This is a genomic window from Vitreimonas sp. (assembly GCF_035627415.1).
Taxonomy (GTDB): Bacteria; Pseudomonadota; Alphaproteobacteria; order Caulobacterales; family Aquidulcibacteraceae; genus Vitreimonas.
The window spans coordinates 240993-257411 of record NZ_DASPLU010000038.1; the positions used below are offsets into that span (position 1 = coordinate 240993).

22 protein-coding genes and 1 tRNA gene are annotated in these 16419 nt (G+C 66.9%); 9 read left to right on the forward strand and 14 right to left on the reverse strand.

Annotated features, from left to right (window positions below; all coding sequences use genetic code 11):
• Positions 1 to 112: 112 nt before the first annotated feature.
• From VEA80_RS19950 to VEA80_RS19965, 4 genes are all read right to left on the reverse strand, one after another.
• Entirely contained in the window at positions 113 to 1045 is a 933-nt protein-coding gene (locus tag VEA80_RS19950) for a DUF2167 domain-containing protein (RefSeq protein WP_325062555.1), read from the reverse strand.
• 81 nt (positions 1046 to 1126) lie between these two features.
• Entirely contained in the window at positions 1127 to 2023 is an 897-nt protein-coding gene (gene pyrF / locus VEA80_RS19955; RefSeq protein WP_325062556.1) for an orotidine-5'-phosphate decarboxylase, read from the reverse strand.
• A complete protein-coding gene (locus tag VEA80_RS19960; RefSeq protein WP_325062557.1) occupies positions 2020 to 2868 on the reverse strand; it encodes a serine protease in 849 nt (282 codons plus the stop codon). Before VEA80_RS19960 ends, pyrF begins: the two co-directional genes overlap by 4 nt.
• 3 nt (positions 2869 to 2871) lie before the next feature.
• The gene (locus tag VEA80_RS19965; RefSeq protein WP_325062558.1) at positions 2872 to 3318 is read right to left on the reverse strand and encodes a DUF350 domain-containing protein; all 447 of its coding nucleotides are present in this window, start codon (positions 3316 to 3318) and stop codon (positions 2872 to 2874) included.
• Positions 3319 to 3425: 107 nt separating this feature from the next.
• On the opposite strand from VEA80_RS19965, the gene VEA80_RS19970 reads away from it, so the two are divergent.
• From VEA80_RS19970 to VEA80_RS19995, 6 genes are all read left to right on the forward strand, one after another.
• Positions 3426 to 4208: a 3-hydroxybutyrate dehydrogenase gene (locus tag VEA80_RS19970; protein ID WP_325062559.1), complete on the forward strand. Its 783-nt coding sequence runs from the start codon at positions 3426 to 3428 to the stop codon at positions 4206 to 4208.
• 50 nt (positions 4209 to 4258) lie between these two features.
• Positions 4259 to 4516: a type II toxin-antitoxin system prevent-host-death family antitoxin gene (locus VEA80_RS19975; RefSeq protein ID WP_325062560.1), complete on the forward strand. Its 258-nt coding sequence runs from the start codon at positions 4259 to 4261 to the stop codon at positions 4514 to 4516.
• Positions 4516 to 4914 (forward strand): type II toxin-antitoxin system VapC family toxin, encoded by a 399-nt coding sequence (locus tag VEA80_RS19980; RefSeq protein WP_325062561.1) that lies wholly within the window; start codon positions 4516 to 4518, stop codon positions 4912 to 4914. The genes VEA80_RS19975 and VEA80_RS19980 overlap by 1 nt, the downstream gene beginning before the upstream one ends.
• Before the next feature lie 51 nt (positions 4915 to 4965).
• Complete coding sequence (locus VEA80_RS19985) at positions 4966 to 6024, forward strand: patatin-like phospholipase family protein (RefSeq protein WP_325062562.1); 1059 nt, start codon at positions 4966 to 4968, stop codon at positions 6022 to 6024.
• A gap of 35 nt (positions 6025 to 6059) precedes the next feature.
• Complete coding sequence (locus tag VEA80_RS19990) at positions 6060 to 6515, forward strand: hypothetical protein (RefSeq protein WP_325062563.1); 456 nt, start codon at positions 6060 to 6062, stop codon at positions 6513 to 6515.
• A gap of 142 nt (positions 6516 to 6657) precedes the next feature.
• On the forward strand, positions 6658 to 7356 hold the full coding sequence (locus VEA80_RS19995; RefSeq protein WP_325062564.1) for a hypothetical protein: 699 nt from the start codon (positions 6658 to 6660) through the stop codon (positions 7354 to 7356).
• A 16-nt stretch (positions 7357 to 7372) separates the two neighbouring features.
• Here the strand turns inward: VEA80_RS19995 and VEA80_RS20000 are convergent, their stop codons facing one another.
• Together VEA80_RS20000 and VEA80_RS20005 are read right to left on the reverse strand one after the other, a co-directional pair.
• Positions 7373 to 7906, reverse strand: a complete 534-nt coding sequence (locus tag VEA80_RS20000; protein ID WP_325062565.1) for a surface-adhesin E family protein — start codon at positions 7904 to 7906, stop codon at positions 7373 to 7375.
• Positions 7907 to 7954: 48 nt separating this feature from the next.
• The gene (locus tag VEA80_RS20005; RefSeq protein WP_325062566.1) at positions 7955 to 8734 is read right to left on the reverse strand and encodes an SDR family oxidoreductase; all 780 of its coding nucleotides are present in this window, start codon (positions 8732 to 8734) and stop codon (positions 7955 to 7957) included.
• A gap of 105 nt (positions 8735 to 8839) precedes the next feature.
• Between VEA80_RS20005 and VEA80_RS20010 the strand changes: the two genes are divergently transcribed.
• The 3 genes from VEA80_RS20010 to VEA80_RS20020 are packed head-to-tail and all read left to right on the forward strand — an operon-like array spanning position 8840 to position 11410.
• Positions 8840 to 10252, forward strand: coding sequence for a cytochrome ubiquinol oxidase subunit I (locus VEA80_RS20010; protein WP_325062567.1), 1413 nt, complete (start codon positions 8840 to 8842; stop codon positions 10250 to 10252).
• On the forward strand, positions 10252 to 11280 hold the full coding sequence (cydB, locus tag VEA80_RS20015; protein WP_325062568.1) for a cytochrome d ubiquinol oxidase subunit II: 1029 nt from the start codon (positions 10252 to 10254) through the stop codon (positions 11278 to 11280). The genes VEA80_RS20010 and cydB overlap by 1 nt, the downstream gene beginning before the upstream one ends.
• Positions 11264 to 11410, forward strand: coding sequence for a hypothetical protein (locus VEA80_RS20020; protein WP_325062569.1), 147 nt, complete (start codon positions 11264 to 11266; stop codon positions 11408 to 11410). Before cydB ends, VEA80_RS20020 begins: the two co-directional genes overlap by 17 nt.
• A gap of 31 nt (positions 11411 to 11441) precedes the next feature.
• Here the strand turns inward: VEA80_RS20020 and VEA80_RS20025 are convergent, their stop codons facing one another.
• The 8 genes from VEA80_RS20025 to VEA80_RS20060 form a co-directional block, all read right to left on the reverse strand.
• Positions 11442 to 11849: an endonuclease domain-containing protein gene (locus tag VEA80_RS20025; protein ID WP_325062570.1), complete on the reverse strand. Its 408-nt coding sequence runs from the start codon at positions 11847 to 11849 to the stop codon at positions 11442 to 11444.
• A gap of 59 nt (positions 11850 to 11908) precedes the next feature.
• Positions 11909 to 12205, reverse strand: coding sequence for a 4a-hydroxytetrahydrobiopterin dehydratase (locus VEA80_RS20030; protein ID WP_325062571.1), 297 nt, complete (start codon positions 12203 to 12205; stop codon positions 11909 to 11911).
• A gap of 122 nt (positions 12206 to 12327) precedes the next feature.
• Positions 12328 to 13968, reverse strand: coding sequence for an amino acid permease (locus VEA80_RS20035; protein ID WP_325062572.1), 1641 nt, complete (start codon positions 13966 to 13968; stop codon positions 12328 to 12330).
• A 78-nt stretch (positions 13969 to 14046) separates the two neighbouring features.
• Complete coding sequence (folD, locus tag VEA80_RS20040) at positions 14047 to 14940, reverse strand: bifunctional methylenetetrahydrofolate dehydrogenase/methenyltetrahydrofolate cyclohydrolase FolD (RefSeq protein ID WP_325062573.1); 894 nt, start codon at positions 14938 to 14940, stop codon at positions 14047 to 14049.
• Between the two features lie 155 nt (positions 14941 to 15095).
• Complete coding sequence (locus tag VEA80_RS20045; RefSeq protein ID WP_325062574.1) at positions 15096 to 15422, reverse strand: DUF167 family protein; 327 nt, start codon at positions 15420 to 15422, stop codon at positions 15096 to 15098.
• The gene (locus tag VEA80_RS20050) at positions 15380 to 15703 is read right to left on the reverse strand and encodes a YggT family protein (RefSeq protein WP_325062575.1); all 324 of its coding nucleotides are present in this window, start codon (positions 15701 to 15703) and stop codon (positions 15380 to 15382) included. The genes VEA80_RS20045 and VEA80_RS20050 overlap by 43 nt, the downstream gene beginning before the upstream one ends.
• 143 nt (positions 15704 to 15846) lie before the next feature.
• Positions 15847 to 15922, reverse strand: a tRNA-Ala gene (locus VEA80_RS20055).
• A gap of 61 nt (positions 15923 to 15983) precedes the next feature.
• Complete coding sequence (locus tag VEA80_RS20060; protein ID WP_325062576.1) at positions 15984 to 16379, reverse strand: MerR family DNA-binding protein; 396 nt, start codon at positions 16377 to 16379, stop codon at positions 15984 to 15986.
• Positions 16380 to 16419 lie beyond the last annotated feature (40 nt).

Below are 16419 nucleotides of genomic sequence, written 5' to 3' on the forward strand. Positions count from 1 at the left end.
CGCTCGGGCTTGCGCCTCGTGAGGCTTCTTCTTCGACGCTGGTGCGATCACCCCCTCCGTCAGCGTGCTTGCGCACGCTGACACCTCCCCGATCGAGGGGGAGGTGGGGTATTCAAACTTCCGCTTCTTCCGCGCGGCGGCGGCGCATCAGTACGAAGCCGGCGATGGCGAGGACGACGACGCCGAGCGCCACCCAGGGAAACCAGCCGGCGAGGCCGCCGAAATTGGTTTGCGTTTCGCCTTGCAACGCGGCGACTTCCGCCGCCGGCGCCGCGTTCGGCACGCCGGTGACGAGGCCGGGGACCGAATAGGTGGAGACCGCGTCGCTGGCGGCCTGGAAATCCGCATGCATGCGGCCGGCCGGGAAGCTCAGCATGCCGCGCAGCGCCGCGGCGGCGGCTTCGATGTCCGGCATCTGATCCATGCTGCCGATCGAAGTGAGGCCGGCGACGCCGTGGCGGCCGAGCACTTTTTGTTCGTAGCGCAGATCCTTGCCTTGCGAGCCGGGCGCGGCGACGCGTTCGGCCCAGATCAGCGAAGGCGCGGCCGCATCGTACGCCGGCGCCGCGGCGAAGCCTTCAAAGCGGCGGCCTTGGCCGGCGCGCGCGTCGCGGACGCTGGTTTCGAAGTTCGCATCGGCGAGGCCCGAGGCCGTCTCCGGCTGCACGTAGCCGATCGCGTCATAACTAACGATGGTCGCCCATGTGCCCGGGGCGCGGATGTCGTCGCCGGCGCGCGCGATCATGCCGAGCACAGCGCCGTTCGGCGCCGAAGCATTGTTGCGCTGCATGTAGGCGCGCGCTTCGTCGGCGGAGTAGAAGAGGTAGCCGTCGGCGACATTGAGCGCGACGTCGCCGTTCAGCAGATTGATCGCGCCGCTTTGGCCGTGCGGCGCGCTCGCTGGTTCAGCCGCAGGGGCGACCGGTTCGGCGCGCACGGGCGGCGCGGCGACGTCGGGTCCGGCATCGCCCGGACCATCCGCGTAAGCCGCCGGCGCAGCGATCAGCGCCAGCGCGAACAGGGCGCGCGACAAATTCTTGCGCATGGGTGATCTCCCTCGCTCGCCCGTTTTGGGCGCATCCCCCGAATCGCAGAAGTAGCGAAAAAGAACGTCTTTGTCGCCCGATCAGCGGGCAGAGGCTGTGCGCAGCTCGTCGGCGGCGACGGCCATGGCTGCGTCGATCGCTGCGCGCCATTCGCTCATGTTTTTCGCAGTTTGCGCGGCGGGCGGATAAGTGACCGCACGCGAGGAACTCACAACGCCGCCTTCGAGACCTTGCGCCGTTGCAACAAAGCCGGCGAGCGCGTCCTTCGCGCTGGCGCCTTGCGCGCCGTAGCCGGGCACCAGGAAGAGGGCGTGCGGCATCGCTTCACGCAGCGCGCGCGCTTCCTCTGGATAAGTGGCGCCGGCCACCGCCATCAGGCCGGACCAGCCGCTGGCGCCCATCAAGGTTTGCGTTTCCGGCGCCAGCATTTCCGCCACCCGCCGCCACACCGGCGCGCCGCCGACCTGCAGATCCTGAAAATCTCCGGCGCCGGGGTTTGAGGTGCGCACGAGCACGGCGACGCCTTTGCCGTTCGCCTTGGCCATGTCGACGAAGGGCGCGAGCGTGTCCTTGCCCATGTACGGATTGACGGTGACGCAATCGGCGTCGAAGCCGGGCCGCGCACCGATGGTGGCGCGCGCATAACCTTCGGCGGTGGTGCCGATGTCGCCGCGTTTGGCGTCCAGGAGCACGATCATGCCGGCGGCGCGGCCGTATTCGACCAGCATGCGCGCGGCGGCGTAGCCGAGTTCGCCGAATTGTTCGAACAGGCCGAGTTGCGGCTTCAGCACTGCGGCGTGCTTGGCGGCGATGTCGATGAGGCTGGTGCCGAACTTCACCAGCACCGAGGCGGCGTCGTTCTTCAGATCGCCGAACAGGGCCGGCACCTTGTCCGCGAACGGGTCGAGGCCGACGCAGAGCGGCGTGCGCTTGGAGCGAACTTTCTCGATCAGGCGATCGGCGTAGGCCGCGCTCATAGCGGGCGGTCGCCGGGCGCGACGCAGACGACTTGAGCGACGGCGAGCTGGCGGCGCAGATCGTCCGACTCTTCACCGTAATTGTCGGCCGTCAGCCGCGGCGCCGGCGCGCCTTGCGCGTCGACTTGTTCGAGCCGCAGCAGGCGCGTGATGGAAGAGGGGGAGGCGGTGTAGACGCGGCCGCGCCGCGCCGATTCGGCGATGGTCACGCCGATCACTTGGCCGTTGGCGCCGAACGCCGGTCCGCCGCTAATGCCCGCGAGCGAGCCGCGCAGACCGGTCGTGCGGCCCAATTCGGCCCACGCCAGCACCGGTTCTTCAAGATCGTAGCGGCCGCGCGCCACCAGAGTTTCTCGCCCGATCAGCCGCGAATAGGCTTCGCCCGGCCGCCCTTGCGGGAAGCCGACATGAAAGGCGCGCTGGCCGACCTGGAATTGGCGCTCGGAGGTGTCGAGCGCCAGCGCCGCCGGCGCGCGCTCTGTGCGGAGCAAGGCCAGATCGGCGAACAGCGCGCGTTTCACTTCCTGCACCGGCACGGCGGCGCCGCGCGAGACGATGAGGCCGACCTGCTGGCAACCGTCGACAACGTGGCGCGCTGTCAGCCACCAGCCTTCTTCCGAGATCGCGAACGCCGAGCCCATGCCCGACGCGACCGGACCGACTTCGACCAGCACTTCGGGATCGTACATCGAGGGCGGCGGCAAGAATGCGCCAGGCTCCGGCTGCGCCGAGTCGGGCCGGTACACTTCCGGCGCGTCGGCGCGCTGATCCACCCGGAACAGCACGAACACCACCGCCGCGATGACGATGATGTAGAGCAGCCAGTCGGGGACTAGTCGCAGCACGTCTCAGCCGCCTCGCATCAGAGCCACATTTGGGTCCGCAACCGCGCCGGACAAGATCAGCGCAAGGCCGATCTTCACGCTCATCAGGAAGACGGCGGCGGCGACATCGCCCTCGGCGATGCGGCGCGGCAGCCCGCGCAAGAACATGTCGGCGAAGCGGAAAGCGATCAGCTGCAAGAGCAGCGTCACGACGCCCCAGATCAGGAGGTCGAGAACGCCGAACGAATGTGCGAGACACGAGCCGAGCGGAATGGCGAGCCCGACCACGACGCCGCCGAACGCGAGCGAGGCGGAGGGATTGCCGGCGCGGATCAGGGCCAGCTCCTTGTGCGGCGTCATCAGCACATAGACGATGAGCGAGGCGATGAAGAGACCGAGCGCCACCCCGAGCTGCACGATGAAGGCGGGAAAGCCGGCCACGAACGCGGTGATGGGCGCGGTAAAGTCCATGGATGAGGGTCCCTCGCTGGCCGCAGCTGGCCTATATCGGCCTTGCGCTAGCGGTTCCGGCCAGGAGGCGCAAGCCGAGCAGGCGCAAGAGGAAGGGTGAGCAGCAGATGAGCGGACGCAAAGCGGCTTTGGTCACAGGTTCAACCAGCGGCATCGGCCTCGCCGTCGCCACGGCGTTCGCCAAGGCCGGCATGGATGTCACCCTGAACGGGCTGGGCGATGCGGCCGAGATCGAGCGCATCCGCGCCGGGCTCGCGGCCGAAACCGGCGTTTCGGTGCGCTATGACGGCGCCAATCTGATGCGGGCGGACGCGTGCGCCGCCTTGGTGGAGAACGCCATCGCCGCGCACGGCCGGCTCGACGTGCTCGTCAACAATGCCGGCATCCAGTTCGTCTCGCCGATCGAGGACTTTCCGGTCGAGAAATATGACGCCATCATCGCGCTCAACCTGTCGGCGGTGTTTCACACCATGCGCGCGGCGATGCGGTCGATGAAGGCGCAGCGCTACGGGCGCATCATCAACATCGCTTCGGCGCATGCGCATGTCGCTTCGCCGTTCAAGTCGGCGTACGTGGCGGCCAAGCACGGCGTGTTGGGGCTGACCAAGACGGTCGCGCTCGAAGGCGCGCAGTTCAACGTGCGCTGCAACGCGATCTCGCCGGGCTATGTGTTCACGCCTTTGGTGGAGAACCAGATCCCTGACACGATGAAGGCGCGCGGGCTCTCGCGCGAGCAGGTGATCAACGACGTGCTGCTGGCGGCGCAGCCGACGAAGGAGTTCGTGAAGGTGGAGGATGTCGCCGGCATGGCGCTGTTCCTGGTTTCCGCCGCCGCGAACCAGATCAACGGCGCCGCGCTCAGCATGGACGGCGGCTGGATCGCGCAGTGAAGCGCAAGCCCAGAGTTGACCAACTTGACCAACTCGATTAGATTGGCGGTATGACGCAAGTCAATCTCTACGAGGCGAAGACGCAGCTCTCCAAGCTCGTGGACCGCGCCGCCAAAGGCGAAGACATTGTCATCGCCAAGAACGGCGAACCTGTCGCCGTGCTTGTCGCGCCCGCGAAGGTGACCAAGCCGAAGCGTGAGTTCGGCTTCCTCAAGGCGGAGATGGAAGCTCTGTCTGACGAGGCTTGGGAAGAGTCGGATGAGGAAGTGCGTAAGCTCTTCGCCAAGAGCGCGCGCGAAAAGCTTTGATGCTCCTCGATACCAATGCGTTCATCTGGTTCGTGCGCGGCGATGCGCGCCTCAAGAAATCGCTGCGGGAAGCCATTGAGGATTCAAGCGTCGCCATAAAACTCAGCGTCGCCAGCTTTTGGGAGATGACGATCAAGCATCGGATCGGCAAGCTCCCGTTGCCCGCGCCGTTTTCCACTGATCCGACGCAAGCGATCCAGACTTGGTGCGGACGTGCTGCAATTGGACTCTTGCCGGTAGCTCCCGAACACGTGGGGCATGCGATGAATCTATCGTTTGCGCAGAACGATCCGTTCGATCGCCTCATCGCCGCCACCGCGTTGGTGGAAAAGCTCGAGCTCGTCACCAGCGATCGTCGTTTTTTGAATTGCCCGGGGCTGCGGGTGCTGAAGGCATGATGCAGTGCGCTCCAACGAACACGCCGCCCCGCTGACAGACGGCGGACCAGAGTGAGCAAAAAGCCCCTCTCGCTCGCGCTGCAGGGCGGCGGCGCGCTGGGCGCTTTTACGTGGGGCGCGCTCGATCGGCTGCTGGAGGACGAGCGGCTCGAGATCAAGGCGATCTCGGGTTCGTCCGCCGGGGCGATGTGCGCGGTGGTGTTGGCGGAGGGCTTCGCCGAGGGCGGCGCGGCCGGCGCGCGGCGCCAGCTGCGCCAGTTCTGGGAAGGCGTGGCCGCGGCGGGCCGCTCCAATCCCTATCGGCGCACGCCGCTGATAGCGTTCCTGCACTCGTTTCAGCCGGCGTGGATTCAGCAGAACTATCTTGCGCTCTGGGCCGACATGGCGAGCCGGGTCGCTTCGCCGTACGATTTCAATCCGCTCAATCTCAATCCGCTGAAGGAGGTGCTGGAAGAGCTGGTGGATTTCGAACGCGTGCGCGCGTGCGAGGAGATCGAGCTCTTCATCGGCGCCACCAATGTCGAGACCGGGCGCGGGCGCATCTTCCGCAATGGCGAGCTTTCGGCCGACCATGTGATGGCGTCGGCGTGCCTGCCGCAGCTGTTCCAGGCGGTGACGATCGACGGTACGCCCTATTGGGACGGCGGCTATACCGGCAATCCGGCGCTGTTTCCGCTGTTCGGCGTCGCCGCCACGCGCGACATCGTCATCGTCCAGATCAATCCGATCGAGCGCGCGGGCGCGCCGCGCAGCGCCGCCGACATCGCCGCGCGCGTGAGTGAGATCACGTTCAATGCGAGCCTCTTGAACGAACTGCGCGCCATCGATTTCGTCGGCCGACTGCTCGATCAGCACCGGCTGCCGGAAGAGCGCTACCGCAAGATGCTGATCCATAATCTGAGCGAAGGCGCCGCGCTCGCGCCGCTCGGCATCGGCACGGACCTCAACACCGAGCTGACGTTCTTCCATGAATTGTTCGAGAAGGGCCGCGCCGCCGCCGAAATCTGGCTCGGCCGGCATTTCGACGCGCTCGGAGAGCGCTCCACCGTCGATCTCGCCGCCATGTTCCGCGCCGCGCCGGCGGCCGGCGAGGCCGAACCATTGCGCTAACTTTTCCTTAGCCGGCGCGGTTCAAGCGTGGCCGCATGCGGCTCAGTGCGCCCATTTTTGCTCTCGCCATGCTCGCGGTGCTCGCCGCGCCCACGGCGGCGGCCGGCGCGGGCGGCGGGAGCAGCGCGCAGCAGCAAGCGCCGGCGAGCCGGCAGGAGCGGCTCACCTCGGCCGAGACCTACATTCCGCTGCCGACGTTGTCCGCCGGCGTGCTGCAACGGATGTCGACCCGCGGCACGCTTATCGTCGACATGGGTCTCGACATTCCCGACGCCGACTTGCGCCGCCGCGCCCAGCTCAACGGTCCGCGCATTCGCGATGCGCTCCGCACCGCGCTCGCGACCTACGCCTCGACCTATTATCGCGACCGCACGTCGCCCGACCCCGCGCAGATGACGCGGCTGCTGCAGCACGCGGTGGACCGCACGCTCGGCGCAGACGGCGCGCGGGTGCTGTTGGTGAACATCATCTATCAGCGCTCGCCAGGCTGAAGTTCCCGCGCGCTCGAGCGCGGAACGATTGCGGGTGGTCATTCGCGATCGCGAGCGGTATCGTCGCCTTCGCGTCCACTGAACGCCGCATCAGCGCAAGCGCTTGCGGCGCGTGTCCGATCATCAGCGGGGGACTGCTTCAATGCGCACATTCATGATGGGCCTTGCGGCCGCATTCGCCATTCTCTTCCTGTCGGCGGCGCCGGCGGCGGCGGACACGATCGAGTGCCCGCTTTCGCAAGCGCGGCGCACCGTCACCAACGACCTGCCGAGCGGCTGGTGGACGACGCCGATCGTCAACAACCTGTCGGAAACGCGCATTCAGGAGATCGGCGGCGAGACGGCGCTGGTTTGCGTCTATGGCGCGTCGGGTTCGGTGCAGCGCAATGCGCCGGCCAACCAGACCTGCACCGCCCGCACCGGCGGCTTCGACTGCGCGCCGCGCATTCGCCTCGTCCCGCTGCCGCGGCCCACGCCATCGCCGGCGCCAGCGACGCATTCGACCGGTCCGCTCTCGGTGCCGCAAACCTATGTGTTCGATCTCGACGCGGGCAGCGTCGGCGGCGAGGGCGACATCTGGTTTCAGGCGGTCACCGCCAGCCAGCTGTTTCTAACTCCGCGCGGCGGCGCGCAGATGGCGGTGGGCGATGGGTCGAACCGCGGACTCGCCGGCTGTTCGGCGGCGAGCTTTTCGGCGACGCGCGTGGCGCTCTCGGAAATTCCGGTCGGCTCTTATGTCTGCGTCCGCACCAGCGAAGGACGCATCAGCCAATTCCGCATGAACGCGATTTCGTCCGGATCGCCGAAGACGCTGACGCTCGGCTACACGACCTGGCAGTGAGGTTCGGCCGCAGCGCTCAGCCGCCGCGGCAGGCGATCGGCATGACGATCGCGGTGATCGAGCCGGCGACCGGGGCGCGGTAGCGCTGCGCCGGCTCGTCGCGGGCGACGACGGTTTCGCCCGCGCCCATGATCTGGCGCTCCACCACCATGAATTGCTGCTCGGCGCAGTTGAAGCGGTAGTGCAGGCGTTGCGTGGTGTAGCGGATCGTCGTCTCGGAGGTGGCGTCCTCGATGTCGTAACGCTGCGGCTGGCCGTGGCGCACCTGGATCCAGATGTCGGCCGTCGCGCCGTCGGCGCTGCGGGTGATGGTGCGCTGGTTGAAGTGCACTTCGCCCATGCAGGCGCGGTCTTCGGCCGGGGTCTCGCCGCGGCAATCGCGCTGACGCGCCACCAACAGCCAATCTGGCAGATTTTGCGTGCTGCCGAGGATCACCGAGTCGGTCTCGCCTGGCGCCTCGGCTTGGCCTTGCGGCGCGGGGGCCTGCTGCTGCGGCTGGCCGCAGGCGGCGAGCGTGAAGATCGCGAACAGGGCTGCAAGCTTGCGCATCAGGGCTTTCATCCTTGTCATCTTGGGCGACGAACAGCGCCCGGCAAATCACATAGCTGAGATGCCGCCATCCACCTTCAGCTCGGCGCCCGTTATGAAACGGCTTTCGTCCGAGAGGAGATAAAGCGCTGCGTTGGCGATGTCTTCGGGCTTGCCGATGCGGCCGAGGGGAATCTGGCGCGCCAGCTTCGCCTCGGCTTCCTCCTTGCCGAACATGCCGCGCAGCGGATCGAGGATCGGCGTGTCGATGAAGGTCGGATGGATCGAGTTGGAGCGGACGTCGAGGCCCTTCTTTGCGCAATAGAGGGCGATGTTTTTGGAGAGCAGCCACACCGCCGCTTTCGAGGCGTTGTAGGCGGGCGTGTTCCAGCTGGCGATCAGGCCGGCGATCGAGGAGAGGTTGACGATCGAGCCGGGCTGGTTTTGCGCCAGGTATTTGATCGCGTGCTTGGCGCCGAGAAACACCGAATCGACATTGACGCTCATGACTTTGCGGAAGGTTTCGAGCTCCATCTCCTCGACGCCGCCCTTGCCGCCGGCGATGCCGGCGTTGTTGACCAGTCCGGAGACGCCGCCCATCGCCGCGTTCGCCGCTTCGAGCGCTGCGATCCATTGCTCTTCTTTGGTGACGTCGAGCGCGTACGCGAACGCGGTTTCAGCGCCGTATTGAGCATTGAGGTCGCGCGCGAGCGTTTCGACGCCGCCGGCGTTGATGTCCGCGAGCGCGACCTTGCCGCCTTCGCTCGCCACCGCGCGCGCGATCGCCGCGCCCAGGCCCTGCGCCGCGCCCGTGACGAACACCTTCTTCCCCGCAACGCGCCCGGTCATGCTCGCCTCCCTTTATGCCGCGCGACTCTGTGGCGCGGCGCGGCAAACCGCAAGCTTGTCGGCGCGGTAGCCCGGGAATAAGTGCCTGACCAGCGAGGTGACGCCATGGAATGGGACGCGCTGCTGCTGTCGCGGCTGCAATTCGCCTTCACGATCGGCTTTCACATCATCTTTCCCGCGTTCACGATCGGGCTGGCGTCTTTTCTCGCCGTGCTCGAAGGGCTTTGGCTCTTCACCAAGAAGCCGCTGTTCAAAAACCTCTATCTGTTCTGGGTGAAAATCTTCGCGCTGTCGTTCGGCATGGGGGTCGTGTCGGGCGTCGTCATGTCCTACCAGTTCGGGACGAATTGGAGCGTGTTCTCGGCCCAGGCCGGCAGCGTGATCGGGCCGCTGCTCGCGTACGAAGTGCTGACGGCGTTCTTCCTCGAAGCGTCGTTCCTCGGCATCATGCTGTTCGGCTGGAAGCGGGTGGGGCCGGGGCTCCATTTCTTTGCGACGATCATGGTGGCGATCGGCACGCTGACCAGCGCGTTCTGGATTCTCGCGGCCAATTCCTGGATGCAGACGCCGCAGGGCTTCGCCTTCGCCGAAGACGGCACGATGGTGGCGACGAGTTTCGTCGAAGTGATCTTCAATCCCTCGTTCCCGTCGCGGTTCGCGCACATGGTGCTGGCGGCGTATTTGACGACGGCGATGGCGGTCGGCGGCGCCTCGGCGTTCGCGCTGCTGAAGCGGCGCGCCATTCCCGAAAGCCGCACGGCGATGCGGATGGCGATCCTGATGATGGCGATCGTCGCGCCGCTGCAGGTGGTCGTCGGGCACGAGAGCGGCATGGTGGCGATCGAGCATCAGCCGGCGAAAGTGGCGGCGATGGAGGGCTGGTGGCAGACTAGGCCGGACCAGCCGACAGTGCTGATCGGCTGGCCGGACGAAACCCAAGAGCGCAACCTGTTCGAATTCACGATCCCGAACGGCGGTTCGCTCGTGTTCGGCAACGAGGCGGAAGAGGAGCTGCGCGGGCTCGACGACTTTCCCGCGAGCGAACGGCCGCCGGTCGGCATCGTGTTCTGGGCTTTTCGCATCATGGTCGGCATGGGCCTCGTCATGGTGACGCTGGGCTTGTGGGGCGCGCTGTGGTGGGCGCTGAAGCGGCTCGACGCGGCGCGTTGGTATCAGCGCTTCCTCGTGCTTGCGGCGCCCAGCGGCTTCGTCGCCGTGCTGGCGGGTTGGGTCGCGGCGGAGGTCGGGCGCCAGCCCTATCTCGTTTACGGCGTTTTCCGCACGGCTGACGGCGTCTCGCCGGTGACGACGGAAACGGTGGCCGCGTCGCTGCTCTTCTTCATGATCGTCTACGCGATCATTTTCGTCGCGGGCGCTCTCTACATCCTGCGCCTCGTCGCCAAGGGTCCGGAGAGCGACGAACCCGAACCGGTCAGCAACCAGCCGCCGGGCACACCGCTCGGCGCCGGCGTAGAAGAAGCACGGCCCGGGCGCTTCGCTGAAGGGGAGGCGCGCTGATGTTCGGGATCGAGCTCTCGATGATCTGGGCGGTGCTGATCGCGGTCGCGGTGTTTCTCTATGTCGCGCTCGACGGCTTCGATCTCGGCGTCGGCATCCTGTTTCCGTTCGCCAAGAATGCGCGCGAGCGCGACCAGATGCAGGCGGCGATCGCGCCGGTGTGGGACGGCAACGAGACGTGGCTCGTGCTCGGCGGCGGCGGCTTGTTGGCGGCGTTTCCGAAGGCGTACGCGGCGCTGATGCCGGCGCTCTACATTCCGATCATCCTGATGCTGCTGGCGCTGATCTTCCGCGGCGTCGCGTTTGAGTTTCGCCACCAGGGGCGTGAGCGCGGCAAGACATGGTGGACCGTCGCTTTCGCCGCCGGTTCGATCGCGGCGACTTTGGCGCAAGGCATGGTGCTCGGCGGCTTCATTCAGGGCGTGCGGCTCGAAGCCGGCGCGTTCGCGGGCGGGCCGCTCGACTGGCTGACGCCGTTCACGCTACTGGTGTCGATCGCGCTGGTCGCCGGCTATGCGCTGCTCGGCGCGGCCTGGCTCGTGTTCAAGACGCAAGGGGCGCTGTTCGAGCGCGCGCGCGGCTGGGTGAAGCAGCTGGCGCTGTTGACGGCGCTGGCGATGGGCGCGGTGAGTCTTGCGACGCTCGGCGTCGATCCGCGCGTCACCGAGCGCTGGGGGCTGACGATGACGAGCGTCGACTGGCCGGTGTTCGCGCGCGTCGCGCCGCTGCCGCTGCTGGCGGGGCTGGTGCTCTTCCTGTTGTGGCGCGGTGTCGACGAGCGGCGCCATCTTGCGCCGTATCTCTATGCGGTGGGGCTGTTCCTGATCGGCTATTTGGGGCTCGCGATTTCGCTTTGGCCTTACATCGTGCCGTTCGCGATGACGCCGGCCGAAGCCGCCGCCGCCGACAATGCGCTCGCGCTGATGCTCTACGGCGCGCTGCCGCTCTTGCCGCTCATTCTCGGCTATACGGCGTATGTGTACTGGATCTTCCGCGCCAAGGTGGACGAGCATGCCGCCTATCATTGAAGGCCCGCCGGAAGCAGGCGCGCCGCGCCGGCCGCTGCGCAAGCGGCTGCTGTGGTTTGTCGTGCTGTGGGTGGGGAGCTTGGCCGCAGTGGCGGCGGCCGCGTACGCGCTGGGGGCGTTGATTCTGTAATTTCCCCTCGCCCCGCAAAGCGGGGGAGGGGTCAGGGGAGGGGGACAGTGTCCATTCTCCGCAACGCGCCGCGCACGAATTTCGTAGCCAGCACCAATTCTCCGACCTCCGAGATCCACGCCAACACGTGTTCGAGTCCATCGCGCACGACGTGCTCTTTCACGCGGATCACCAAGTATCCAAGCGCCTCCAATTTCTCAGTCCGAGCGGCGTCGAAGACCTTCTGTTCTTCGTCGTCGTGCGCCGGACCGTCGACTTCGATAGCCAACGGCGGTTTGTGGCACAGAAAGTCGACGACGAACCCGCCGAGCGGCGACTGTCTGCGAAACCCCCAGCCATTGAGCTGATTGCGCCGCAGGCGCTCCCACAACAACTTCTCGGCGATGCTTTGCGACTGCCTCAAGCGACGCGCCCGTTCCACTTCTGGCGGATGCTTCACTGTCCCCCTCCCTCGCGGCTTCGCCGCGTGTCCCTCCCCCGCTGCGCGGGGCGAGGGAGTCACACCACATCGCCCGCGGCGGCGGCCTGGTCGATGAAGTGGGCGAGGGCGACGTCCTTGTCGGTGACGCCGCCGGCGCTGTGGGTGGCGAGCGTGATGTCGACGCGGTTGTAGACGTTGTGCCATTCGGGATGGTGGTCGTGCTTTTCGGCGTACATGGCGACGCGCGCCATGAAGCCGAACGCGGCGTTGAAATCCTTGAAGCGGAATTCCTTGCTGATGGCGTCGCGGTCCGTCGCCGCTTGCCAGCCTGGCAAGCGCGCCACAGCCGCCGCCGCGCCGATTTTCTCGGTCATGCGCTGCTCCTGTCGCTGCAGGTAAGATCGTGCGCAAGAGGGGCGGCGGCTAGGCGCCGGCGCAAACAAAACCGCCGGCGCTTGCGGGCGCCGGCGGTTGGTTGGGTGCAAATTGCCGAAGGTCAGTTCGGCGGATTGTCCTCCTGCAGGCCGCGTGCGCCGAGGTCGGGCTCGGGCTCGTGGCCGGTGACCGTCTGGCCCTTGCCGAGCTTCGAATTCCACATGCCGTAGACGAAATAGAGCACGAAGCCGCCCGCCAGATAGTAGAGGAAGAAGTTGCGCGTCGCTTCGTGCGCCATCAGCGACATCAGCAGGAAGACGCACATCAGCGCGCCGAGCAGCGGGGTGATCGGGAACAGCGGCGTCTTGAACGGCCGATTGATCTTCGGGCGTGCGTAGCGAAGGTAGACCACCGTCAGGCAGACGATGGCGAATGCGGCGAGCGTGCCGACATTGGTGAGGTTCGCCAGCGCGTCGAGCCCCATGAAGCCGGCGAAGCCGCACGCCAGGATGCCGACCAGGATCGTGTTGATCCACGGCGTCTTGAACTTCGGGTGCACGTTCGCGAACACCTGCGGGATCAGGCCGTCGCGCGCCATCGTGTAGAAGATGCGCGTCTGCCCGTAGAGCAGCACCAGCATCACCGAGGAAAGGCCGGCGAAGGCGCCGAGCTTCACGATGAAGGCGAACCACGGCAAGCCGATCGCATCGACCGCGAGCGCAATCGGCGCCGGGTTGTCGAGCTGCTGATAGGGCACGATGCCGACCAGCACCGCGCAGGTCAGGATGTAGAGAATGGTGCAGATGATCAGCGAACCGAGAATGCCGATCGGCATGTCGCGGCCGGGATTCTTCGACTCGGCGCCGGCGGTGGAGACCGCTTCGAAGCCGATATAGGCGAAGAAGATCGTCGCTGCGCCGGTGATCAAGCCGGGGACGCCGTATTGGCCGACGTCTTCGCCGGTGATGACCCCGCCGAGCGCACGTCCGATCTGGGCCCAGATGCTCATGTCGGTTCCGGGTGGCGGGGCCGGCACTTGTTCGGGAATGAGCGGGGTCCACAGTTCGGGATTGACGTAGGCCGCGCCGATGACAACGAACGCGACGACGACGCCGACTTTGATGAAGACGATGATGTTGTTGACCAGCGCGGATTCTGAAATGCCGACAACCAGAAGCGTCGTGACGGCGACAAGGCCGACGATGGCGGGCAGGTTCACGACGCCGATCGCGATCACTTCGTTGGTGTCATGGTCCAGAACCTCGACCCCGGGCGCCGCTGTGAGCGCCGCGGGTATGTGGACCCCCAAATCGGCGAGCAGACTGACCGTGTAGCCGGACCAGCCGACCGCGACGGTCGAGGCGGCGAGGCCGTATTCGAGCACGAGCAGCAGGCCCATGACCCAGGCGACGATTTCGCCCATGGATGCGTAGGAATAGGAATAAGCCGAGCCCGAGACCGGGATGGCCGCGGCGAGTTCAGCGTAGGAGAGCGCCACCAGCGCGCAGAGCGTGCCGGTGATGACGAAGGAGATCATGATGCCGGGGCCGGCGAATTCCGCCGCGGCGCGGCCGGTCAGCACGAAGATGCCGGTGCCGATGATGCAGCCGATGCCGAGCAGCACCAGGTTCAATGGGCCAAGCGTCTTCTTCAGTTCGCCGTGCTCGTGCTCGGCGTGCATTTGTTCGACGCTCTTGCGCACAAACAAGCGGCCGAGCCCGCCGGGACGTTTGGCGCCGCCGCCTACTGTAGTATTTGCCACTTAGATCCCCTCCCTGGGTACTTGTGGGCGGGGAAGCTAGACGAGGGTTCCGGGGCTCACAAGCGCCGGGGGTCGCATTTAACCGGCGGCCAGCGGCGCCGGCACGGTCCAGCCCCGGCGCGCGCAGGCGGCGAGCACGGTATTGCGCAACAGGCAGGCGATGGTCATCGGCCCGACGCCGCCTGGGGAGGGCGTCACCGCGGCGGCGACCTCGATGGCTTCGGGGAAACACACGTCGCCGACGAGCTTGGTCTTGCCTTCACCCTTCTCCGGCGCAGGCACGCGGTTGGTTCCGACGTCGATGACGATGGCGCCGGGCCGCACCCAGTCGCCGCGCACCATTTCTGGGCGGCCGACGGCGGCCACCAGGATGTCGGCGCCGCGGCAGACCATTTTGAGGTCGCGGGTCTTGGAGTGGGCGAGCGTCACGGTGGCGTTCTGTTCGAGGAAGAGCAGAGCGGCGGGTTTGCCGACCAGGATCGAGCGGCCGATGACGACGACGTTGGCGCCGGCAAGGTCTGGGCGTTCGGTCCTGGCCAGGATCACGCAGCCGACCGGCGTGCAGGGACGCAGGCCAGGTTTGCCGAGCACCAGCTTGCCGGCGCTGGCTTCGGTGAGGCCGTCGACGTCCTTCATCGGATCGAGCGCGGCGAGGATGGCGGGCTCGGAGATGTGCTTGGGCAGCGGCAGCTGCACGAGGATGCCGTCGACATCGGGATCGGCGGAGAGCGCGGCGACGCGGGCGAGGAGTTCGTCCTGCGTCGTTTCTCTAGGCAGGCGGATCTCGATCGAGCGCATGCCGACTTCGTTGGTCATCTTCGCTTTTGACGCGACGTAGACCTGGCTCGCCGGATCGTCGCCGACGAGAACGACGGCGAGCGCGGGCTGCGCGGGCAGGTTCTTCACCGCTGCGGCGACATCGGCGCGCACGCCGGCGGCGACAGCTTTTCCGTCGATGATGCGGCCGGTCATGCGTGCTCCGAATCTGCTGGCGGTGCCTTAGCATGGCGGCAGCGCGGATGGCAGGCTCGGACCGCCGGCGCCCTCGCCGGCAAGGCGCCGCCAGAAGCTGCAAACGCTGTGGTGCGATCAGATAGCGCAGCCGGCGAGGGCGCCGGCGGTCCGGTCTAGACTTCGTCGAACCGCGCCACGAACACCGCGACATCCGCCGCGCTGGCGCCGTCTATTTCGATCGTCTTCAAGCGCGCCGTGGCGCCGCGCGCAACGCGCACTTTGCCCTTGGCGACGCCGAACGCCTTGGCGATCAGCGCTTCCAAAGCGCGGTTGGCTTCGTTGTTCTCGGGCGCGGCGCGGACGCGGGCTTTGAGGAAGACGTTTCCGTCCGCGTCCTCAGCGCGGCCGTCGATGCGGTCGGCGCCGCCGGAGGGGGTGAGGCGGACGCGGAGCTTGCTCAGAGCACCGGCCCTGTGCCCATCAGCACCCCGTACAGCCACGGCAGCAGCTGGCGCAGCAGCTGGATGACTAGGAGCAGCACCAGGACGGAGAGGTCGACGCCGGCGATCGGCGGGATGAGGCGCCGCAGCGGGCGCAGGATCGGATCGGTCAGGCGACGGCAAAATTCGTAGACGGCGTTGACGAAGCCGTTGCGGCGGCTGACCACGTCGAAGGCGTAGAGCCAGGAAATCACGACATAAACGATCAGCACCACGATCACGAGCGCGAGGATCGTGTCGATCAGCTGGAACAGGATGAAGAGGAGCCCGGGCGACTGCATGGGGAGGCTCTAAACCGCGCCGGACGGATTCGGCAACCTCAAGACGATGGCGTCAGCCAGCCGAAGCTGCGCGTCGTGTTGACCAGCCCTCCTACGCCGCGGCTTCGGCGGATAACCTTCGCATCGCTCCGCGTCGCGAAGGCTGGTGGACCCGAGGAGGATCGAACTCCTGACCTCCGCATTGCGAACGCGGCGCTCTCCCAGCTGAGCTACGGGCCCGTCCAGTGGGAGGCGCGGATATAGGGCGGGGGCGGGAGAAGCGTCAACTGGCCGGGCTGCCTCACTCCGGCGAAAACGCTGCGATGATCGGGCAAGGGCCGGACTTGCGGGACTGGCAGGCGCCCAGCAGCCGCGACAGCGCCGCCTGCGCTTCCTTCAGCTCGGCGATCTTCTCGTCCAACGCCGCCAGCCGCTCCCTCGCCAGTTCACGCACCCGCGCCCGGTCTTCGCCGCGGTCGAGCTCGAGCAATTCGCGGATTTCCTCGAGCGAGAAGCCGGCGCTCTGGGCCCGGCGGATGAATTGGAGCCGGGCGACGTGGGTGTCGTCATAGGTGCGGAAGGAGGCAGCGGCGGCCTTCGTCACCGGCATCAGCCCGCGCCGCTGATAATAGCGCACGGTCTCGACGCCGACGCCCGCGGCCTTGGCCAAACCCGCTATCGTTTTTTCTGCCGCCACCGCTTGACTCCGTACTATGGTACAGAGGCTATATGGGCAG

Coding starts and splice junctions, on each gene's coding strand:
- VEA80_RS19965 (WP_325062558.1), bottom strand. CDS start 3,318: ATGGACTTTACCGCGCCCATCACCGCGTTCGTGGCCGGCTTTCCCGCC.
- VEA80_RS19970 (WP_325062559.1), top strand. CDS start 3,426: ATGAGCGGACGCAAAGCGGCTTTGGTCACAGGTTCAACCAGCGGCATC.
- VEA80_RS19980 (WP_325062561.1), top strand. CDS start 4,516: ATGCTCCTCGATACCAATGCGTTCATCTGGTTCGTGCGCGGCGATGCG.
- VEA80_RS20000 (WP_325062565.1), bottom strand. CDS start 7,906: ATGCGCAAGCTTGCAGCCCTGTTCGCGATCTTCACGCTCGCCGCCTGC.
- VEA80_RS20010 (WP_325062567.1), top strand. CDS start 8,840: ATGGAATGGGACGCGCTGCTGCTGTCGCGGCTGCAATTCGCCTTCACG.
- VEA80_RS20050 (WP_325062575.1), bottom strand. CDS start 15,703: ATGCAGTCGCCCGGGCTCCTCTTCATCCTGTTCCAGCTGATCGACACG.
- VEA80_RS19995 (WP_325062564.1), top strand. CDS start 6,658: ATGCGCACATTCATGATGGGCCTTGCGGCCGCATTCGCCATTCTCTTC.
- cydB (WP_325062568.1), top strand. CDS start 10,252: ATGTTCGGGATCGAGCTCTCGATGATCTGGGCGGTGCTGATCGCGGTC.
- VEA80_RS19975 (WP_325062560.1), top strand. CDS start 4,259: ATGACGCAAGTCAATCTCTACGAGGCGAAGACGCAGCTCTCCAAGCTC.
- VEA80_RS20020 (WP_325062569.1), top strand. CDS start 11,264: ATGCCGCCTATCATTGAAGGCCCGCCGGAAGCAGGCGCGCCGCGCCGG.
- VEA80_RS19990 (WP_325062563.1), top strand. CDS start 6,060: ATGCGGCTCAGTGCGCCCATTTTTGCTCTCGCCATGCTCGCGGTGCTC.
- VEA80_RS19950 (WP_325062555.1), bottom strand. CDS start 1,045: ATGCGCAAGAATTTGTCGCGCGCCCTGTTCGCGCTGGCGCTGATCGCT.
- pyrF (WP_325062556.1), bottom strand. CDS start 2,023: ATGAGCGCGGCCTACGCCGATCGCCTGATCGAGAAAGTTCGCTCCAAG.
- folD (WP_325062573.1), bottom strand. CDS start 14,940: ATGACCGGCCGCATCATCGACGGAAAAGCTGTCGCCGCCGGCGTGCGC.
- VEA80_RS20005 (WP_325062566.1), bottom strand. CDS start 8,734: ATGACCGGGCGCGTTGCGGGGAAGAAGGTGTTCGTCACGGGCGCGGCG.
- VEA80_RS20030 (WP_325062571.1), bottom strand. CDS start 12,205: ATGACCGAGAAAATCGGCGCGGCGGCGGCTGTGGCGCGCTTGCCAGGC.